Source organism: Mycoplasma sp. 5912, assembly GCF_054353835.1.
The window spans coordinates 78,364-99,573 of record NZ_JBTHHI010000004.1; the positions used below are offsets into that span (position 1 = coordinate 78,364).

The following is a 21,210-nucleotide window of genomic DNA, read 5'->3' on the forward strand; positions in this document are numbered from 1 at the left end:
ATCGTTTAGCACTATATAGCAGTGCTAAACGATATTTTTATTAATTTTAGGATATTTATTCACCTTAATATGTTTTGTTTTTGGGATGTTAATAACTAAGGTATATTCACCTTTTATTTTTTCAATATTTTGAAACTTGGTTATTAACACAGAAGGTTTATCAAAAAATCATTGTTCATAAATTTTTGTAAGTTCCTTAGCTAAACATATATTGACATTATCATTAAAAACATTATAAATATCTTTGATGGTTTGAAGTAGTTTATGTGGTGATATAAAGAAAATATATGTTCCTTCAGATAAATTAGTAAGTTGATTCTTTCGCTGCTGACTTTTATCTTTGATAAAACCTAAAAAAGTAAAATTATTAGAAAATCCAGAACCAACAAACGCTGTTGTTACTGCAGAAACACCAGGAATTATTTCAATATCATATCCGTTATTTCTTGCAAGATTAATAATACTAAAACCAGGGTCAGAAACAACAGGCATCCCAGCATCAGAAACCAATCCGACATTTTTTTGTGCTTGCAGAAAGTTTAAAATAATTTTAGCAGTAGCATTTTCGTTAAAAGCATTATTAGTAATCAATGTTTTTTTGGTTATACTAAAATGTTCTAATAGTTTGGTAGTTACTCTGGTATCTTCACAAGCAATTATATCTACTTTATTTAAAGTTTCAACAGCGCGAAACGTTATATCCTTAAGATTACCTATTGGAGTTCCTATTATATATAACTTACTCATATAACCTTCTAAGTTTAATTAATAAAGCAACTTTTTGCATCTCAAAATTACTGTTATAATCTGATAAATTTTTGTTAAATTCAAGCATTAATTTATTAGCAGAATTAACTTGTCGAATATTTTGTGTTTTTCTATTTATTAATCTATATATTTTGTCCAATTCTTTATATTTATAATTTAATAAATTACTGGTTTGAAATAGGTATTTTAATGCATTAAAGAAAAAAATATTTTCTTTTTTTAGATTTTCATTTAAAAAATCTAAAAATAAATTAAGTGTATATTTTGAATTATTTTGTAATAGTTGTTCAAAATAAGTTATTAATTGTTTCAAAATTACTATATGCTGCTCGTTTTCGCTAAAATTTTGGTATCAATTTTCCTTATTTGGTTTTTTTAAAAAAGGGATAAGATTAATAATTTGAGATCGTGAAATAATTGTTGGTAAAACCTTATTTATCTTGCTGGTGGTAGCAAAAATAATTGTATTATCATTTGGTTCTTCAATAAATTTTAAAAAACTATTTATTGTAATATGTGTAGTATGATCGATATCTTTAATTATTATAATGGTTTTTTGATTATTATTTTGTTGAAATTGTGCTTGATAAATTACTGCTTGAACATCATCTTTTTTAATTATATCCTTGCTTCCATCGATTAAATAAATATTATTTGTAAGTTTGCTTAAATCTGTGTCTGGTGCAAATTTAGTATTATTAATGATGTTAATAAGCTGCAATAAAAAAATATTAACATTATCTGAATTAGTTTTAAAAAGGTATAAATGTGACAATTTATTTTTTTTATTTAACTCATCGAATTTAGTTAGTATTTGGTACATTTTTATTATTTATTTATTATTTATATAACTTAAAAATTTAGGATTTTGATGGAGTTTATCAACAACTTCTTTGCATACTACATCAGCATTTTCAGAACCATCAACAATAATAAATCTTGAAGGATTTTCGGAAATAAGTTTTTGATAACCTAAATAAACATCTTGATGGAACTGCATTTTTTCATTATCGAGACGATCTTGAACTAAACGATTTTTATCACGGCGTTCCTTGCTTTTTTCAGGTGTGATATCAAAGAAAATAGTCAAATCAGGTATTGCATTATCAATAATTAAATTTGTTAGTTGTTTAACAAAATCATATCCTAACTTACGTGCGAACCCCTGATAAGCATAGAAACTATCAATATAGCGATCACAAAGCACTAACTCACCTTTTTCTAATGCAGGTCAAATAACTTTCTCAAGATGAATCCTGCGACTAGTTGAATATAGCATCGCTTCTGCAACAGGGGATAAATCACTATTTTTATCAAGAATAATATCTCTAATCCGCTCTGCTTCAGGGATGTTATGTCCACCTGGTTCGCGTGTTGAAATAAAAGGTAAGTTTGGATATTTTTCTTTGAAATATTGAATAAGTAGGTTTAAAATAGTGGTCTTTCCACTTCCGTCTAATCCTTCGAATGTAATAAACATAAATGTCCTCTATTCATTTTGACGATTTTTTATTGAGAATTTTAAGGTAGTTTCGTCGATATAATCAACTGAAGCACCTAATGGTATTCCAATTGCTATTTGTGAAACATTTAAACCTTTTTCTTTTAATGATTGTTTAAGTATGTTAGTTACAATTTCACCTTTTAAAGTAGGAGAAAGTGCTAAAATAATTTCATCAAAGGTTTGCGCATAGTCTAAAAATTTTTTTATCTCTGTAATGCTTTGATTGTATTGTATTTCATTTTCGATTTTTTTATCAAAAACAAAGTATTTACCGAAGTATATACCTGATTTTTCTATCTTGTTTAAAATAGCAAGACTTTCAATAACTAAAAGAGTGTTTTTGCGATCGAAGTCTGTGCATATTTTGCATTCTTGATTTTCTGTTAATATACTAGTGCAATTTGGACAAAATTTAGTTTTTTCCTTAATTTTTTTAATTTCATTTGCGAGTAAATTAACACTACTTTGATCATTTTCAAAAATCCAGTAGATAAATTTTTCAACTGTTTTTTTACTAAATCCTGGTATTTTACTTAGTTTTTGAGAAAGATTTATTATATCATCTGAATCAAACATAGTAATTAAAAAGGAAGCCCACCAGGCATTTCTTTTGGTGCTATTTTATCTTGTTCTTCATTGATTTTGTCAACTAAAGCATTAATTGTAACGATTAATAAATCTTCAAGTAGTTCCTTGTCATCTGGATCTATTAAAACTGGATCAATATCAATACTTTTTATTTGAATATCACCAGTAGCCACAATTTTAATCCCTTGTTTTTCTACCTCAAATTCTTGTTTTGAAAATGCATCTTGTTTAATTTGCATTTCTTTTTGTAATTGTTTTACTCTTTTAATAAAATCTGCATTCATAATTTGCCTTTCTATGATTTTCAAGTTTTTTTATAGATATATTTCGAAGCTTCAATTTGATCTTCGCGATCGTTCGGAATAACATTAATAAGTTTTTCAGGTTGATGTATAGGATTTTTGAGTTTATAATTACCTCTACGATATTCAGTGACAAGTTTTTTAATATTTTCACGATCATTAGAATTTACAAAATATAATCATTTATATCCATCACCATAAACATAATCTATAAACTTCTGAAAATCTACTTTATATTTATTTTTATTTAATAATTCAATCATTTTATCATCATTACACTGAAAAATAATTGCATTTTTTGTTGCTACTAAAATATCAATTACTCTAAATCATTCAAAAAAACGATTTAAATCTACTCGATTATTAGTAAATTCAGCATCTTGTTTTAGTTTGTTATAAACATCTTTTGTGCTGCGATTGTTACGATCTTGTTGGATTCATAAAACTAAATTCAGCATACTTTCCATTTCGTCTTCACCTTCTCACTGATATTTGATCGGTTGATGATTATGTGGGATATTAATCTCAATTGTATTGTTAAATAATTGTTCTGATGTATCAATATCAGTAAGTATATTACTTTCTAAATCTTCTTTGTTTCCGTTATGTTCGTTAGATGAAAGAATAAATTCATTAGTTTTCAGTAACAATTCTTTTGTATGCTGCATTGTTTCATCTACATCAGTGTAGTTGATATCTGCATTTGTCTTAGGTTCAACTTCAAGATTATTAAACTTGGATTTTAAGAAATCATCACCTGTGAATAATTCATTTAGTTTATTTTCTTCTAAAATAGGGGACTCAGTTACCTGTTCTTTATATGGTTGATTAATAAAATTTATTTCATCATTTTTTTCAGGTATTTTCTTTCCTTGATTTTGAGTGTGATTTGCTTTAATTTTAGGTGAATTATCCAAATCAACTATATTAATAAATCCTGTTTCAATTAGTTTAAAAGGTTCTTCGCTTTTTGTTATTTTAGTTAAAATATCATAAATATTCTTTGATATTTTAACTGCTAAATCATTATTTAAAGGAAGTTTATAAAAATCATCTTGATTAATATGATGCAATATTTGCATATCGTAAGTTTTAGAAAAAATAATTCATTCCTTTAAAACTTCTAAAATTGATATTAGAAAATGTTTTGGATCAATTCCATCTTCTTGCATTTGCTGAATCAATTTTAAAATATTAATTATATCGTTGTTTTTTAAATAAATAATTAAATCAATAATTTTTTGCAAAGACATCAAACCAAAATTGTTTACCACATCTTCTAATAAGATTTTATTATCATTAAATGAACTAGCTTGTTCAGCAAGTGAAAGTGCATCACGCATCCCCCCAGAAGCAAGAGAAGCAAGTGTTTTAAGAGCATTTTCTTCGAATTTAATATCTTCTTTTATCAAAATACTTTTAAGTTGCTTGACGATTTGTTGTTCGTTAATTCGCTTAAAATTAAATCTTTGAACCCTAGATAAAATTGTTAAAGGAATTTTTTGTGGATCAGTAGTTGCAAGGATGAATATCACATGTTTTGGAGGTTCTTCAAGTGTCTTAAGTAAAGCATTAAAGGCACTTTTAGTTAGCATATGCACTTCATCGATAATGTATACCTTAAAGTGCCCATTGATAGGAACCTGTTCAACTTTTTCTTTTAAATCACGAATTTCTTCAATTCCATTGTTTGAAGCAGCATCCATTTCAATAATGTCAAAATTATCATTATAGTTTGATAAACAACTTTCGCAAGCCTGAGTCAAATCGTGTGTATGCATACAATTTAGTACAATAGCAAATATTTTAGCAACTGACGTTTTACCAGTTCCTTTTGGGCCACTAAATAAGTAAGCATGATGTATTTTGTGAGTTTTAAGTATGTTTTTTAATGTCTCAATAATATGTTCTTGACCTATAACATCAGCAAAAGTTTTAGGTCGATATTTTCGATAAAGTGCCTTATGTTCCATTATCCTCCTTTGCTTTTATTTTGTATTTTATAAATTATAAATTAAATTTATTAAGTTTATAAAAAACTATAAAAATAACAAGAAAAAATAATTTATATTGTTTTCATAAATTGCTATAAATCCTTGATAAGCAAGTAAAAAAGTGTAAAAAAACCCGTTTGGGTTAAATTATTGTGCTTGTGCTAATCTTTCTTGTCTTCTTAAATCTCTTGCATATTCTTTAGAAAGTTTTTTAGCTCTTTTTTCTGCGATCATTTTGTTTTTAAGTCTAACTTCTTTACGCATAAATTTCCTTTTTATTATATATTAAGTTTATTTTAAAACAAGTTCTTTAATTTTACCAAAAAAAGAAGTAAAAACAAATCATTTTTAATTTATTAATTTACTATTTTGATTTTACTTGCAAAAACAATTCATCTAGTTGTTGAGTTTCAACTGATGAAGGCGCATTAGTGAAAACATCTTGATTCTTAGAATTCTTAGGGAATGCAATTGTATCGCGTATTGTGTTTAAATTAGCTAAAATCATAACGATTCGATCGATACCGAGTCCGATTCCACAATGTGGTGGAACTCCGTAATCTAAAGCCTTTAAAAAGAAACCAAATTTACTTTCTTGTGCCTGCTTATCCAAACCGATTAAATCAAACATTTTTTCTTGCACATCTTTATCATAAATACGTGCAGAACCCGAACCTAATTCATAACCATTTAATACTAAATCATAACTTTTAGCTTTTATATCAGATTTATCCATTGCATCGATTTGCGATAAATCGTGATCAAATTGTGTGAAAGGATGGTGTGCAGCTGCTCATTTGTTGTTTTCTACATCATATTCAAACATTGGAAATTTAGTAATTCATTTAAAATTAAATTCATCTCTAGCTCAATTAAATCAGGTGTTTAGTTCTACCCGCAACGCACCAAGTGCTTGTGAAGCATTTTCAAAGGTATTAGCAACAATTAAATATGTTCCATCAGCATAATTAAACTCTTTTAAGAGTTGTTCAACTGAATCGCCTGCTTTTGAAGCAAAATTACTTGCTGTAACTATTTTTTGCTCTACCACCAAGTAAAATAAAGCATTTGCCTTATTTTTCTTTGAGATCTCTTCTAATGTTTTAAGTTGTTTTTTGTTTAGTGTTTCATTTATTTTCAAGAGTCTTTTTGCAGGAGCATTTTTGATGATATCAAAATAAGAATTATTACAAAAACTATTAATATCAACTATTTTTTGCTCATATCGAAAATCCGGCTTATCACTACCATAATTTCTGATGCAATCATCATAACTGACACGATCGAATGGTATTTTAATATCAACATTCATAACTTTCTTCATTAAATATTGGAACATTTCTTCAACTATCCTTTGAAAAATTTCAACATCCAAAAAAGATGTTTCTATATCTAACTGGGTAAATTCTGGTTGTCGATCTTTTCTTGAATCTTCATCACGAAAACATCTAGCAATTTGAAAATATCTTTCAAAACCCGAAATCATTAACAGTTGTTTAAATAGCTGTGGTGATTGCGGCAGTGCATAAAAAGAATTTAAATCACGTGTGGGAACTAAAAAATCGCGTGCCCCTTCAGGGGTTGCTTTAGATAGAATAGGTGTTTCAATTTCTAAAAATTCGTTATTTTGCAAATATTCTCGCATCGCAAAAATCACTTTATTTCTTAAAGCGATTGTTTTTTGCATTATTGGTCTCCGTAAATCTAAAAACCTATGTTTGAGGCGAATTTCTTCTTTGACATCGATATCATCTCGGATTTGAAATGGTAATTCTTTTGCAGTTGATAAAACTTTATATTCTGAAACCACTACTTCTATTTGCCCTGTTGGTATTTGAAGATTTGGATCTTTACGTTTAACAACTTGTCCTGTAATTTCTAAAACACTTTCTTTTGCAAAGTTAATTGCTTGATTGAAAACCAGTTGAGTAATACCGTATTTATCACGTAAATCAACAAAATTTAATTCACCAAAACGACGTTTATTTGCAACTCAACCATATAAAGTTACTTGCTGTCCTATATTGTGGATATTTAACTCATTATTTTTAATTGTCTTATTCATACTATACTTCACTTTCATATTGAGCAATAAAATCACTCACTACTTCGGGTTCAAAAACATCTGCATCATTGATAAATTTAAGTAAATCAATAACACCATCACTATTTAAATAAAATTGCATTTTATCACCTGTTATAAGATTTTTGATATAAAAAGAGTTATGAGGTAGTAATTTGTCATCTGTAATTAAAAAAACTGCATTTAATTTTTTTGCTTTTTCATATATTTTTTTGGATTTCATTAGATGAAAATCCATATGATAAAAATTAGTTAATCCATTTAAATCGTAGTGAGCTAAATGAAAAAGTTTTTCTAGATTTTCGTTGCTTACTGATGCAGCAAAATAAATATCGACTTTTTGATTTTGCATTTGTTGTAACGGTTCTGTATTTTTAATAATATTTTCTCGAATTAATTCAATGCAACGATCTATTCCAAATCCGAAACCAACACTTGATACATCTGGACCACCTAATTCAGAGACTAAATTTGAATAACGACCACCACCGATTAATGTGTCCTGAGAACCTGCTTTATCGGATTTTACTGTTATTTCAAAAACAAATTCATCATAGTAATCTAGTCCTCTTACAAGTTCAGGTGCAATATGATATTCAATCTCATAAAAATCTAGAATACCTTTAATTTCTTCAAAATATAACTTCGATTCTTTACTTAAATAATCTTGAATATTTGGAGCTTTATGCATAAAAGGTAGTTTAGAATCAACTTTGTCATCTAAAATTCTAAGAACTTTTTTATCTTTAAGACGCTGCTGCGAAATCTGGCTTAATTGAGATTGGTATTTTGTTAAAAATTCAGTTAAGGCATTTTCATAATTTGCTCTAGTTTGTTTATCTCCAATTGAGTTAATTTTAAGCACATATTTTATATCTAATGCTTCTAAAATATCAATAGCAACTTGCACAACTAAGAAGTCTTTTAAATATGATTTAGGACCAACAAACTCAATTCCTGCTTGATAAAACTGTCGATAGCGTCCTTTTTGTGGTTGTTCGTAGCGAAACATTGGCATATTGTATGCGAATTTTTCGTTTACTAATGTATATCACTTATTTTCAATAAAAGCACGCACAAAAGATGCAGTTCCTTCAGGACGCAAACATAATGAACGATTCGATTTATCTAAAAATTCATACATTTCTTTTTTAGCAATTTCTGATTCATTAACAGAACGTTTAAATAATTCAGATGTTTCAAGTACTGGTGTTTCAATCATTTTAAAACCATAATTTGCACATATATCTGAAAATACCAAGTTTACTAAGTCTTTAATTTGATATTCTACAATATCATAATCCTTTGTTCCCTTTACTTTAGAAATCATATTTCTCCTTTATTATATTTTACTTTAATTTTGTTTGTTAAGATATTTCTTTACATATTTAATGATTATGTTGTTTAGATGCGAACCTTTAAATTTATTTAAATAATATTCAATTTGTGTGTATTCAAAATTATGTTCTTGCTTAAATATCAAACTTTCTCGATTAAAATCATAATATATGCAGATATTGAAAACTTGCTGCTTTTTATTTTGGATTTCAAGGTTTAAAAATTCATAACTATAGGTGTTATATGCATTTAGTTGTTCCATTTTAGATATTCGATAATTTCTTGATATGGATTGATTTACTTGAAAAAATGTAGCAAGATTAGTTGATTTAAAAAAAGGTATTTTGATTTTTTTAACTATATATATAGTATTTTTAAAATAATTACGCATCTTCAAGTATTTATAATCAAGTAAATTATTGTTATTTTTATAAGAAAGCAACATCTGACAAATATTGATAATGAACTGTAAATTACTAAATTCTAATGCTTGATTATTATTTGCACCAAAATGTTCTAAAATATTAGCAAATAAAACATTTTTAGTATCAGATTTTTCAGCAAATTCATAAGGAATATTAAAGTTATTTAATAAATTAATGATATTTTTACTAACACTATGTGTTATTATAACCTTATTTTGCTGAAGTTTATTTTCATTCTTTCACTGTAAAAAGAAATAGTTAATATAAAAATAAATTAATTCTTCGTTATTTATTTTTATATATCTGTCATTAATATTGAAAAAAAAATTATAACGATTTTTTTTATCAGAAGTAATTAGAAAATCAGTTTTAGATTTTTGATAGGAAAAAAGGTTTCATTTAAAAAAAATTCAAAATAAATTTTTACTTCGTTCTTGGATTCTTAGATTTGAAGCTTCTTTTACATTAAAACCTAGCGAATTTAGCAAACTCTGTAAGATATTGTTATCAGCAGGATTGTTTATAGCAATTTTAATATTTAAATTATTGCGATCAATTTGATTTTCAAGGAAAAGATGTTTTTGATTTTCAAGTTTTAATTTGTAAAAAGATAAAAATTTATCTATTTTTAAGATAAACAAATTATAAAAATTATGCAATATAATTTGTTTATCAAATTCAAAAACATTATTTAACAGTTGCTTTTGTTCGTTTACAGAAATTAAAAATAAATCATGATAAATTTTAATGTAGTAATTATTATTAAATGGATTTTTATATAAATAAATATAATAATCAACATCAATACCTAATGTTGTGTTTATAATAATAAATTCATTTATAACATTAATATTATATTCGAGTAGCTTTATGCTTTTATGTGAAAAAGATCGCTTAAATAACTCATATATTTTTGCATCAATACCTTCAGAGTGTCCTAACAAAAGAGTTTTATTGCGCTTTTTAATATTTATCAACAAACTCTTGGTAATTGCTATTAGTGTATATATGTTAAAACAATGCATTGAAAAAGGATTATCACAGTTAAATTCGATACCTAAATTAGTTGCTTTTACTTTATATTCAGGATTAGAATTAGCAAGCCTTATATGATTGAAAAAATCAGGAAGTGAAATTATTTCAATTCCTTCGTTATAATAAAAAGAATGTCAATTTTTGATTTTCTGCTCACTAAATTTCATCTTTGATATTATATATTTTTATCATAAATTTATTCATATTTCATTTGCTCAAAATTTTTAAATTTGTTTTTATATCTTTATATTTTTTAAATATAATTATCATATGAAAAGATTGGGAATAATAGTAGATTCTTTTTCTGGTTTATCAGTTGCACAAGCAGATGAACTAGGTTATAAATTTTTACCTTTACAAGTAGAAATCGATGGAGAAAGTTTTGAAGATGGATATGTATCAAATCTAGAAATACTAAAAAAGATATCGGTTACATCTAAAATTAAAACTTCATTACCAAAAATAGACAAGATGACTCGAATCATTCAAGATGCAGCAAAAAACTATGATGATGTGATTTATTTAGGTATCTCACAGCATTTATCTAACACTTTTATGCAAGCTCGTAGTATTTCAATGGAACTGTCAAATGTGCATATAATGGAAAATCACTTGTTTGGCAATCAAATTGTTCGAACAGTTGCACATCTTAAAAAAATGTATGAAAACGGTGCGAGCATTAACCAACTTTTTGAAACATTAAATAATATTAATGAAACATCAAGAACATTTATTGTTCCTTATCGTTTAGAATATTTAATTAATGGTGGTAGGTTGTCTGGTATTAAAAAATTTCTTTTATCTAAATTAAAAGTATACCCTGTATTAAGCTATAACGAAGAAGGTAAAGTTAAATCAGTGGCAACAAAATGAAACTTTAAAAATGCTACTGCTAAGGCATTTGATTTAGTTAATGAGTTTATAGATAGTTTAAAAAACATAGACAAAAATGCTAAATATTATGTAGATTTAATTTCAGGTGTTAATGATGAAGTTAATCAAGCAATTACATCTGATCAATTTATCAAGGCAAGCACACAAATAACAACTCCATTACCTATTGCAGCACATACTGGTCCAGAAGCATTTGCAGTATCTGTGATGGTAGAATTAGAAAAAAATGAGTAAAAAACAAACAAATATAAATACAGACACCGAAGATAAAATAGATCTTCAATATACTACATTAGTAAATTCAATTATTAAAGAAAATACATTACCTAAAGAAGCAATAAAAAAATATCGTAGAAATACTTGAATATATGTAATTTCAATTATTTCAATTTTGCTTTTAATCGTAATTGTAGGAATAATTATTTGACAAATTATTGTGCATGTAAAATAGCAGAAATTATGCTATTTTTATTATAGATAATTTTGGTTTATTAGTAGTATTTAGATATAAATCTTTTAGATATTCATAAAACTCAATTGTATTATCGTTTAAGATATTTTGGTTAATACTTACATTTTCATTTTCATCAAGATATTTTATATTCATTCATAATTGAAGCTAATTATATTGTGTATCAATAATAAGTTATCATAAATATTAGAAGTATGCTTTGATATATTAATTTTCAATTATAATTATGTTTATACACATAATTATTTTGTATTAAAAATGATATTCAATATAATAAGAATTATTGAAAAGAGAAGAAAAATAATAATTATGAAAATAGCTGAAAAAACATGAACAAAAAATTATAAAATATAATCAAATAATTTAAATTACAATCAAATTATGATAAAATAAATACTAGTGGTCGCGTAGCTCAGATGGACAGAGCACGAGCCTTCTAAGCTTGTGGTCAGAGGTTCGAATCCTCTCGTGATCGCCATTTTTTTATACTTTTTATATAGAGCAAAATAAAACCATCATAATTGATGGTTTTTTAATTACTCAGTTGCATTAAGCGCTAGTTGAACTAATGTTTTAACCATTGCACCAGTTGGTTTTCCACCTTGTTCTGCTGTCCCAGCAACATCTAAATGAATATATTCAATCCCTTCGGTAAATTCTTTTAAAAACATTGCTGCTGAACAACTTCCACCACCTGCACCAGATAAGTCAGTGTTTTTAAGGTCAGCTACAACTGAATTTTTAATTTCCTTAGCAAATGCTTCATCAAGAGGCATTCTTCATACTAGTTCATGTTGAGATTCTGCCGCATCCTTTAAATCATCTCATGCTTTATCAGTTGTTGCTCAAACTCCGGTATAGGTACTTCCGAGCGAAACAAGGATTGCTCCAGTTAAAGTTGCAACATCCACAAGTCTTGTTGCTTTCAGATTTCTAACTGCATATGTTAACCCATCTGCCATTACTAATCTTCCCTCGGCATCGGTATTATTAATTTCAACAGTTTTTCCATTCATACTGGTTCATACCGAATCAGGTAATGATGCATCACCATTTACTCGGTTATCTGTAATACACATTACAGCAGCAACATTGGTTTTAGGTTTTAATTGAGCGATTGCTTTCAATGCACTTGCTACAAATACAGAACCAGACATATCAAATTTCATTCCAAGCATTGAACGACTTGGCTTTAGTGAATATCCACCTGAATCAAAGGTAATTCCTTTTCCTACATAAACTGTTTTGGCTTTTGAATCTGGATTCCCGTTATATTCAATCACAACAACTCTAGGTTCATACATACTTCCACGATTAACAGAAAGAAGTAATCCCATTCCAAGTTCTTGTATTTGTGCTTTGTTTAATACTGTTACTTTTAAATTGTCATATTTAGTTAAATCTTCAACAACAGTTTTAGCTAAATATTCAGAGTTACAAATGTTAGGTGGCATAATTTGTAAATTTCTTGCGTAATTAACTGCATCTGCTAAAACATTTGCGCTATAAAGTTTGTGTTCATATCTTTGTGGTTCTGTTATTGATAAAAAGCTTACTGCAAATTTTTCTGTTTTTTTAGAAGTTTTTGCATTGTAAATATCTGCATTTACATATTTATATGCATTTGTAAACGCATCTACAACACAAGGGATACAAACCTTTCCGCGAACAAATGAATCAAGATCGATTTGTAAGTTGCGAACTTGTGATGCGAATAATCCCTTAGCGAATTTTGAGACTACATTATAGTCATATTTTTCTTCTGTTCCAAAATAAACTAATGCTTCATTGCTGTCAAAGTATTCAGTTAAAACCGATTCTTTTTCAACTAAGGTTTTTGGATAACTGTCACCTTTAAAAACAGCTTTTAAAAGCATTGATGAATTTCTTGTATTTTCTACTTTTACCATTTATTTCCTTTCTGGTTTTGATTATATCAAAATATTTATTTTACACTTATAAATTGTATTTGTTTGTTGATGTAGTTGTTATCTTGTGTAAGTTTGTCTTCACTGTAAGGAAATAAAAAAAAGAAAAAATTAATAAATTATCTTTATTTATGAAATCAATTTCATAAATAAAGATAAAAACTTATATATTTTAGGAACATAATTTACAAATTTTATCTAACTTTTCTCCCTTATATACAGTTGAAAACGAAATTTATTACTTTTACAGTACTACAAAATAAAAATTTATTTTTTTCATTTTGTAATTTTTTTAAATATGCTTTATCAAGAATTTAATAATTTATGGAAAAAATACGCAATTTTTTCCGTATTTAGATATTTTTAAACTAAAATAAATATATTTTACAAGAATAAATGAAAAAATGTTTTATGATAAAAATACATTTCATAATATTAAAAGGAGAATAAATGAAAAAATTCGCAAGAACAGTTTTAGGTGATATTGATCCTAAAGAATTAGGTGTTGTGGATTGCCATGATCATTTAATTAAAAATTATGGTCCTGAAGCACACGAACATCCTGACTTTGTTATGCTCTCAGTCGATGCAGCATTAAAAGAAATGGATGAATACATTGCAAAAGGTGGTAAAAGTATGGTTACTATGGACCCACCCAATGTAGGTAGAGATGTTCATAAGATGCTAGAAATAGCGAATGCTTTAAAAAACAAAGCTCATATTATTATGGCTACTGGTTTTCATAAAGCAGCATTTTATGATAAGGGAGCTTCATGATTAGCTTTAGCACCAATTGATGATATCGTTGAAATGGTTAAAGCAGAAATTGAAGTTGGTATGGATGAATACAACTACAGTGGACCAGTTGTAAAAAGATCTAATGCAAAGGCAGGAATTATTAAAGCAGGTACAGGATATGCTGCTATTGATAGACTTGAACTTAAATCATTAGAGGTTGCGGCTCGTTCAAGTATCGAGACCGGAGCTCCAATTTTAGTACATACACAATTAGGAACTATGGCATATGAAGCCGCACAACATTTAATTGATTTTGGAGCAAATCCGAGAAAAATTCAATTATCACATTTAAATAAAAATCCTGACAGACTTTACTATGAGAAAATTATTTCAGAACTTGGGGTAACTTTATGTTTTGATGGACCTGATAGAGTTAAATATTACACAGATTTAACATTAGCAGAAAACATCAAATATTTAGTTGACAAGGGGTATCAAAAACACATTACACTTGCATTAGATGCTGGTAGAGTGTTATATCAAAGACACTATGGTGCCGAAAGAGGTAAAGAAACTTTTGGTCTCGGATACTTATTCGATAGATTTATTCCGCTTCTTAAACAAGTTGGAGTTAGCGAAGAAGCAATTCAAGATATGTTAGTAAACAACCCAGCAGAAATCTTGGCTTTTGATGAACCAAGAAAATACGATGTTACTAAAGTAAATCCTAGAGTCTTAGAATTAAAAAAACTATTAAAAGTAAAATAACCTTATTTAAGGACAAATATGATTAAAAAAATTGACTCTAAGAAAAGGAAAGGATTAATCATTGGGTGATCAATATTTGCTTTAATCAATGTTTTCATTATTTTAGTATCAATGTTGGTTAAATCAGCACAACCAAATGATCCAAAGGTGTTACCATGAACACCAAAAGCTGCTGGTGATGCCTTCCTTTTCATGTTTAACAAAGTTTATATGGATAACTTCTTTAAGCAACCTGCATTGTTATTAGGTTCGCTTACATTTGTAGGTTATCTAACCATCGGAAGAGGTTTTCGTGAATCAGTAATCGGATTTTTAAAAACCGTTATTGGATTTATCTTATTACAAATTGGTTCAGGAACCTTAGTTTCCTTAGCTAAACCCGTATTTGAAGGAGTTAAAAATATAGGTCAAGGTGCAGGAATCGTACCATTAGATCCGTATTTTGCATTAGCAAGTTCAAATACATTCTTTGAAAAAGCTTTCTTAGGAAATAATTATGTTTCATTAATCTCATTTGCATTCATCCTTGGATTTGCTGTAAATATTGTTATGGTAGCATTAAAAAGATGAACAAACACAAATAGTTTAATGATAACAGGACATGTTATGATTCAACAATCAGCTGTTGTTACAACCATTTTATACATTATCTTATTCCAAGATATGCGTATCTTTACAGGTGCTTTATCGGCAGGTGAACAAGCAGGAATTATAATTATGTCAGGTATTTTCTTAGGAATTTACTGAGCAGTTGGTTCTGCATCAACTGTAAAAGGAACAAATGCTGTAACACAAAATGCAGGTTTTGCAGTTGGACACCAACAAATGCTTGCAATCGCTACAACATATAAATTAGGTAGATTTTTTGGTAAAAAAGAAGATTCAGCTGAAAACAAAAAACTTCCTTCATACCTTAAAATCTTTGAAGATAACATTTTCACACAAACAATTATTATCTTGCTATTATTCTTAGTATTATTTATTGTATTGTTATCTGTTAATCCGTTTAGTGTTATCGCTCCAGATCACATTAAATTTACCTCAAATTATGCAATATGAAACAATTCATTTGGTGGTGCTAACTTTGGGTTAAATATCCTTGGTGGAGCATTGAAAATAGTTGCATCATTAGTTGCAATTATTACTGGGGTTAGAATGTTCATTACAGAACTACAACAATCATTCCATGGAATTAGTGAAAAAATAATTCCTGGTGCAGTTGTAGCTGTCGATGTAGCTGCAGTTTATGGATTTTCAATCAACTCTGTTACATTTGGATTTATTTCAGGGGTAATTGGGCAATTTATCGCAGTAGCAATTATTGGTGGATTGTCAGCAATTCCGAACCAAAAATTCTTTAATATTGCAATACCATTATTTATCACCTTATTCTTTAACTCGGGATCATTGGGTGTATATGCAAATGCATCAGGTGGATGAAGAGCCGCATTACTTCTTCCTGGAATCTTTGGTTTCTTGGAAATTGTAATTATTTCGATTGCGACAAGAGCAATTGATAATTCATACCAATCAATTATTACACAACACTCACAATTTGCTGATGGTATAGATAAAAGTGGTTTTGTTTCACCTGTTGCAAATGGTTATATTGGTATGGCAGACTGAAACTTATTCTTTGGTTTATTAATGTGAATTTCTTCATATAATTTCATCCTTGCCTGAATTTTAGTTATATTAGCAATAATTGGATTATTGGCATTAGGACAAATTGTAGATAATGGATCACAAACCAAAAAAACATTTTTACAAAAAATACTTAAGTTACAACCAAAATTAGTTAACAGCTAATTTACTAAGATTAGCCTTGTGCTAATCTTTTTTCAAAAAAACATCTTTTTATCTATGATATAGGTAAAAAACATATTATTATATTATTTAGGAGATACTTATGGAAACACTTAAAATTATCGCAGCATGTGGTAATGGAATGGGAACTAGCATGATAATTAAACTTAAAGTTCAAAAAATTATGAAAGAACTTGGAGTAAGCGCAACTGTTGATGCTTTATCAATGGGCCAATCAACAGGAATGACAAATTCTGTAGATATTATTATTTCATCAAAACATCTTTCAGAAATGTTTAATCACAACCAACGTGCAAAAATTGTTGGTGTTACAAATTTGATGGATGAAAACGAAATTAGAGAAGCTCTTAAAAAAGCACTAGGTTTATAATTATGGAAAAAATTAATTTATTAGAAATACTTAAAAAATATCAAACAGTTAATGTAGGTTTACATGCAAAAGACTGAAAAGAAGCAGTTTATTTATCAATTAAACCTTTAATTGATAAAAAGCTTGTTGAACCAAGATACTACGATGCTGTGATTGAAAGTACCTTAAAATATGGACCATATTATATTATTGCAAACCATCTTGCAATCCCTCATGCCCAAAGCGAAGCTGGAGTTTTACAAAATTCATTTTCATTAGTAACTTTAAAACAACCAGTTTACTTTGAAAATGACGAGCGTCCAGTTTCATTATTAGTTGCTTTAGCAGCAACATCAGCTGATGTTCATACATCAGAAGCATTACCACAAATTGTTAGAATTTTTGAACAAGATTCAAATATTGAAGCAATTATGAATGCAAAAAGTAATCAAGAAGTCATCGATATTATTAGCAAAATAGATGCACAAGCATAAAGGAAAATATGGCATTACCACTACTACAAATCGCATTAGATAACTTAACAATTAAAGAAGCAATCGATTCAGCATCAAAAGCTGCAAAATACATAGATGTAATCGAAGTTGGAACTATTTTATTAGCTTCCGAAGGAAAAAAAGCTATTTCAGAAATCAAAAAAGCATTCCCAGATAAAATTATTGTCGCTGATGGAAAAATTGCTGATGCAGGAAGAGTATTTGCAAAAATGTTCTTCGAATTAGGCGCAGACTTTACAACTGCAATATGTGCTGCTGAAAATGCAACAATGGCTGATTTAGTAAAATATTCACAAACTTTCGATACTAAAAAAGAAATACAAGTTGAAATGACTACTAACTTCAGATGGGATCAAGTTGATGCATGACAAGCATCTGGTGTTACACAAATCGTTTGACACCGTGCCCGTGATGCTCAAGCTGCTGGAGTTAAATGAGGTCAAAAAGACATTGATACAGTCGCAAAACTTGCTAATATGGGGTTTAAAGTAACTGTTACAGGGGGTGTAACAGTTGAAGATATTAAACTCTTTAAAGGTATTCCAGTATACATTTTCATTGCTGGAAGATCGATTCGCGATGCTGAAGATCCACAGCAAGCAGCAAAGGAATTCAAAGATGAATTTAAAAAATACTGAAACTAAAACCCGTTTTTTAGGCATTTATGAAAAAGCAATCAATAATAAATTTCATTGAAGTCAAAAAATCGATATTGCCAAGGCAGCAGGATTTGATTTTATTGAATTCAGTGTCGATGAATCAGATTTTCGTCTTGAAAGATTAGATTGAAATAATACACAAATCAATGAATTAAGAAAACTTTTGATAGAAAAAGATTTTTACTTTAATTCAATGTGTTTGTCAGCACACCGTAAATTTCCTTTCGGATCACATGATTTAAAAATTCGTGAACATGCCTTGCTGATAATGGAAAAAGCATTAATTTTGGCTAAAAAACTTGGTATTCGAACTATTCAATTAGCTGCCTACGATGTTTATTATGAAGATTCGGATGAACAAACCAAGCAATGATTTATCGAAGGGATGAAAAAGGTTGCTAAACTTGCATCAAAATATTCTGTAACAGTTGCTTTTGAAACAATGGATACACCATTTGCAGGAACTATTTCAAAATGTTTAGCATTCTTAAAACAAATCGATGCACCTAATTTTTATATATATCCTGATTTAGGAAACTTAAATCAATTTACCAAAGATATAGAAAATGAAATCTTTTTGGGTGCAGATAAAATCGTTGGTTTTCATTTTAAAGACACTCTACCAAATAAATTCAAAGAAGTTCCGTGAGGACATGGAAGTGTTGATTTTGTACATTCATTAAAGCAGTTAACTAAACACAATTTAAATGTTCCAATTTTAATTGAAATGTGATCAAAAAACCACCCAGATGAAACTGCTATGCAAAACATTGAATTGCTAAAACAGGCAAAAGTATTTTATCAAAAACAATGAAAGGAAGCAAATGGTGAATAAAGAAGAAATCCAAAAACTTAAACAAGAAGTTTATCAAGCTAATATGTTATTATATCAGTATAAGCTTGCAATTCATACTTGAGGAAATGTTTCAGGAATATCAGAAGATCGCAAATATATGGTAATCAAGCCATCAGGTGTTTCATATGAAACTATGAGTGTCGATGATATGGTAGTAGTTGATATGGATAATAATGTAATAGATTCTAAACTTAATCCATCATCAGATACTCCTACTCATACTTTATTATATAAAGCAAATAAGAATATCAAAGGTATCGTTCACACCCATTCACCTTATGCTGTTGGTTTTGCACAAGCAGGTAAGGAAATTAAGTGTTTTGGAACTACTCATGCTGATAATTTTTATGGTTCCGTTCCTTGCACCCGAGAACTAACAGATGATGAAATAAATGGTGCATATGAGCATAATACAGGGTTAGTTATCATCGAACATTTCACTAAAAACAACATAAGTTTTGAATCTACTAGTGCGACCTTGGTTAAAGAGCATGGTCCATTTGTTTGATCGATTAAAAATCCAAAAGATGCAGTTAATTTAGCACTTACCTTGGAAGAAGTTGCTAAAATGGCATTACACACTTTAATTTTAGTTCCCGATAAAGGTCCTGCAAATCAGACTTTACAAAACAAGCATCACTTTCGCAAACATGGACCAAATGCATATTATGGACAAATTAAAAAATAGTGATTTTGAGTATTTGTTTTTTGATTTAGATGGAACCTTACTTGATTCACACAAAAATATTACACCACAATCATATCAAGGCATCCAGAGAATGCGAAGTCTTGGTAAAAAATACTCAGTTATCACAGGAAGACCACATTATTTAGCTAAAGAAGAGTTTTTTAATTTAGATTGCGATTATCCTGCAATTTGCTGCAATGGTTCACTTATTTACGATTTTCAAAATGATCAAATTGTTTATAAAAATCCTATAAATAAAGCATCTGCTAAGGCAGTTTTTGAAGCATTGATAGCATCAGGTGTAGTATTTTTGGTGTATACATGTAACCAAATTTATGGTTTTCATAAAAATGCAAGCAAACCAAGTTGATTTGCTTGATTAGAAGAGACAATTGCTAAACGAAGAAAAGAAAATCAATTTGCATTCGACTATTATGATTTAAATCATCAAAATCCAAACTTTAACACAGATGAGCAAGATATTTTAAAGTTCTTAGTTATCAAGCGTGATAGTACAGCCGAAAAGACTGATATTTCAGCAATGAAAATTTCAAAGATTGACAATGTATATATTATCAACTCGCAAGTACATGTTTATGATATTATGCCAATCAATAATTCTAAAGGAAAAAGTTTGCAGATTTTAGCAGATAAATATAACATTGATTTAAATAAAACATTGGTATTTGGTGATGAAGATAATGATGTTTCGATGTTTGAAGTTACTAAATATTCGGTAGCAATGGGTCAAGCACGAGATGAAGTTAAATCAAAAGCAACATTTATCACAAATTCACATGATGAACAAGGGATAGCAAACTTTTTAAATATGTTGGAATAAGAATGAAAGTTAAATATATAAAAATTAATCATATGGAAAACGGATACTGAGTTGTTCCTCCAATATGAAAAGTTTTGACACCAAAATCACGTAATTTTGTTATCAAACATGCTAAATCTTTAGAGGATATTATTAAATATAATCAATGAGAAAACACTAATATTATTTTTTCATTTAATTCTGATAAGGATTTTTATTTGTTTAATAAGCTAATGCGAATTCGTGGTTTTGACTTTCAATTACATCGCAATAAAGTTGAAAAGATGGATGAACAAGATTATATAGACTATCAAATCATTGAAAATCTTATCATTCGTTTTAACATAAAGACAATAAAAAATTTATATTATGGAAGAACTTTCTTTTTTACCAAGCAATACTTTGAAGACTTTTATCAAAAGAATGTTAAAGGTTTAAAAATATTATATGTTCAATGAACCAGATGAGGTTTTGAGGTTCTTTCAAATGTATAAGATATGCTTAGTGCAATTAATTTGTGCTAAGCATATTTTATTGATGTTTGCAGAATAAAGCAGTAGTTATAGCAGTCCAGGTTCTAGATTCAAGCTAGGTAACGAAAAGAACTAAGAAGCAACATACAAAAAACACCCTCTCGGGTGTTTTAACCAATTTTCTTG

Annotated in this window: 22 protein-coding genes and 1 tRNA gene; 12 read left to right on the forward strand and 11 right to left on the reverse strand. The window is 28.2% G+C overall.

Annotated elements, in window-relative coordinates:
• Positions 1-24: 24 nt before the first annotated feature.
• The 9 genes from rsmI to ACXYRP_RS02165 form a co-directional block, all read right to left on the reverse strand.
• Complete coding sequence (gene rsmI / locus ACXYRP_RS02125; protein ID WP_458614197.1) at positions 25-747, reverse strand: 16S rRNA (cytidine(1402)-2'-O)-methyltransferase; 723 nt, start codon at positions 745-747, stop codon at positions 25-27.
• Entirely contained in the window at positions 740-1,591 is an 852-nt protein-coding gene (locus tag ACXYRP_RS02130; protein ID WP_458614196.1) for a hypothetical protein, read from the reverse strand. Before ACXYRP_RS02130 ends, rsmI begins: the two co-directional genes overlap by 8 nt.
• A gap of 9 nt (positions 1,592-1,600) precedes the next feature.
• Positions 1,601-2,248, reverse strand: a complete 648-nt coding sequence (gene tmk, locus ACXYRP_RS02135) for a dTMP kinase (protein ID WP_458597259.1) — start codon at positions 2,246-2,248, stop codon at positions 1,601-1,603.
• A gap of 9 nt (positions 2,249-2,257) precedes the next feature.
• Positions 2,258-2,848, reverse strand: coding sequence for a toprim domain-containing protein (locus tag ACXYRP_RS02140; protein WP_458597260.1), 591 nt, complete (start codon positions 2,846-2,848; stop codon positions 2,258-2,260).
• Between the two features lie 5 nt (positions 2,849-2,853).
• A complete protein-coding gene (locus tag ACXYRP_RS02145) occupies positions 2,854-3,144 on the reverse strand; it encodes a YbaB/EbfC family nucleoid-associated protein (RefSeq protein ID WP_435130268.1) in 291 nt (96 codons plus the stop codon).
• An 11-nt stretch (positions 3,145-3,155) separates the two neighbouring features.
• Complete coding sequence (dnaX, locus tag ACXYRP_RS02150; RefSeq protein WP_458615113.1) at positions 3,156-5,135, reverse strand: DNA polymerase III subunit gamma/tau; 1,980 nt, start codon at positions 5,133-5,135, stop codon at positions 3,156-3,158.
• A gap of 385 nt (positions 5,136-5,520) precedes the next feature.
• Complete coding sequence (aspS, locus tag ACXYRP_RS02155; RefSeq protein WP_458615114.1) at positions 5,521-7,221, reverse strand: aspartate--tRNA ligase; 1,701 nt, start codon at positions 7,219-7,221, stop codon at positions 5,521-5,523.
• A gap of 1 nt (position 7,222) precedes the next feature.
• Positions 7,223-8,569 carry a histidine--tRNA ligase gene (gene hisS, locus ACXYRP_RS02160; protein WP_458615115.1) on the reverse strand — a complete coding sequence of 449 codons (1,347 nt, stop codon included), beginning with the start codon at positions 8,567-8,569 and terminating at the stop codon, positions 7,223-7,225.
• Positions 8,570-8,593: 24 nt separating this feature from the next.
• Positions 8,594-10,204 carry an MAG5620 family putative phospho-sugar mutase gene (locus tag ACXYRP_RS02165; protein WP_458615116.1) on the reverse strand — a complete coding sequence of 537 codons (1,611 nt, stop codon included), beginning with the start codon at positions 10,202-10,204 and terminating at the stop codon, positions 8,594-8,596.
• A gap of 103 nt (positions 10,205-10,307) precedes the next feature.
• On the opposite strand from ACXYRP_RS02165, the gene ACXYRP_RS02170 reads away from it, so the two are divergent.
• Positions 10,308-11,165, forward strand: coding sequence for a DegV family protein (locus ACXYRP_RS02170; RefSeq protein WP_458597265.1), 858 nt, complete (start codon positions 10,308-10,310; stop codon positions 11,163-11,165).
• Positions 11,158-11,382: a hypothetical protein gene (locus tag ACXYRP_RS02175; protein ID WP_458615117.1), complete on the forward strand. Its 225-nt coding sequence runs from the start codon at positions 11,158-11,160 to the stop codon at positions 11,380-11,382. Before ACXYRP_RS02170 ends, ACXYRP_RS02175 begins: the two co-directional genes overlap by 8 nt.
• Positions 11,383-11,388: 6 nt before the next feature.
• Here the strand turns inward: ACXYRP_RS02175 and ACXYRP_RS02180 are convergent, their stop codons facing one another.
• A complete protein-coding gene (locus tag ACXYRP_RS02180; RefSeq protein ID WP_458615118.1) occupies positions 11,389-11,538 on the reverse strand; it encodes a hypothetical protein in 150 nt (49 codons plus the stop codon).
• A 266-nt stretch (positions 11,539-11,804) separates the two neighbouring features.
• Here ACXYRP_RS02180 and ACXYRP_RS02185 point away from each other — a divergent pair.
• A tRNA-Arg gene (locus ACXYRP_RS02185) sits at positions 11,805-11,881 on the forward strand.
• A gap of 58 nt (positions 11,882-11,939) precedes the next feature.
• On the opposite strand, the gene ACXYRP_RS02190 is transcribed toward ACXYRP_RS02185, so the two are convergent.
• On the reverse strand, positions 11,940-13,313 hold the full coding sequence (locus tag ACXYRP_RS02190; RefSeq protein WP_458615119.1) for a M17 family metallopeptidase: 1,374 nt from the start codon (positions 13,311-13,313) through the stop codon (positions 11,940-11,942).
• A 468-nt stretch (positions 13,314-13,781) separates the two neighbouring features.
• On the opposite strand from ACXYRP_RS02190, the gene ACXYRP_RS02195 reads away from it, so the two are divergent.
• The 9 genes from ACXYRP_RS02195 (at position 13,782) to ACXYRP_RS02235 (ending at position 21,045) form a co-directional block, all read left to right on the forward strand.
• The gene (locus tag ACXYRP_RS02195) at positions 13,782-14,837 is read left to right on the forward strand and encodes a phospho-furanose lactonase (RefSeq protein ID WP_458607588.1); all 1,056 of its coding nucleotides are present in this window, start codon (positions 13,782-13,784) and stop codon (positions 14,835-14,837) included.
• 18 nt (positions 14,838-14,855) lie between these two features.
• Complete coding sequence (locus ACXYRP_RS02200) at positions 14,856-16,646, forward strand: PTS ascorbate transporter subunit IIC (protein WP_458597269.1); 1,791 nt, start codon at positions 14,856-14,858, stop codon at positions 16,644-16,646.
• Positions 16,647-16,746: 100 nt separating this feature from the next.
• The gene (locus ACXYRP_RS02205) at positions 16,747-17,034 is read left to right on the forward strand and encodes a PTS sugar transporter subunit IIB (RefSeq protein WP_458597270.1); all 288 of its coding nucleotides are present in this window, start codon (positions 16,747-16,749) and stop codon (positions 17,032-17,034) included.
• A gap of 2 nt (positions 17,035-17,036) precedes the next feature.
• Positions 17,037-17,507 (forward strand): PTS sugar transporter subunit IIA, encoded by a 471-nt coding sequence (locus tag ACXYRP_RS02210; protein ID WP_458597271.1) that lies wholly within the window; start codon positions 17,037-17,039, stop codon positions 17,505-17,507.
• 8 nt (positions 17,508-17,515) lie between these two features.
• Complete coding sequence (locus ACXYRP_RS02215; protein WP_458615120.1) at positions 17,516-18,172, forward strand: 3-keto-L-gulonate-6-phosphate decarboxylase UlaD; 657 nt, start codon at positions 17,516-17,518, stop codon at positions 18,170-18,172.
• Complete coding sequence (locus ACXYRP_RS02220) at positions 18,147-19,022, forward strand: L-ribulose-5-phosphate 3-epimerase (protein ID WP_458615121.1); 876 nt, start codon at positions 18,147-18,149, stop codon at positions 19,020-19,022. Before ACXYRP_RS02215 ends, ACXYRP_RS02220 begins: the two co-directional genes overlap by 26 nt.
• A complete protein-coding gene (gene araD / locus ACXYRP_RS02225; RefSeq protein WP_458615122.1) occupies positions 19,012-19,731 on the forward strand; it encodes an L-ribulose-5-phosphate 4-epimerase AraD in 720 nt (239 codons plus the stop codon). Before ACXYRP_RS02220 ends, araD begins: the two co-directional genes overlap by 11 nt.
• Positions 19,712-20,572 carry an HAD family hydrolase gene (locus ACXYRP_RS02230; protein ID WP_458615123.1) on the forward strand — a complete coding sequence of 287 codons (861 nt, stop codon included), beginning with the start codon at positions 19,712-19,714 and terminating at the stop codon, positions 20,570-20,572. The genes araD and ACXYRP_RS02230 overlap by 20 nt, the downstream gene beginning before the upstream one ends.
• 2 nt (positions 20,573-20,574) lie before the next feature.
• Positions 20,575-21,045 carry an MPN499 family protein gene (locus ACXYRP_RS02235; protein ID WP_458614189.1) on the forward strand — a complete coding sequence of 157 codons (471 nt, stop codon included), beginning with the start codon at positions 20,575-20,577 and terminating at the stop codon, positions 21,043-21,045.
• Positions 21,046-21,210: the final 165 nt, after the last annotated feature.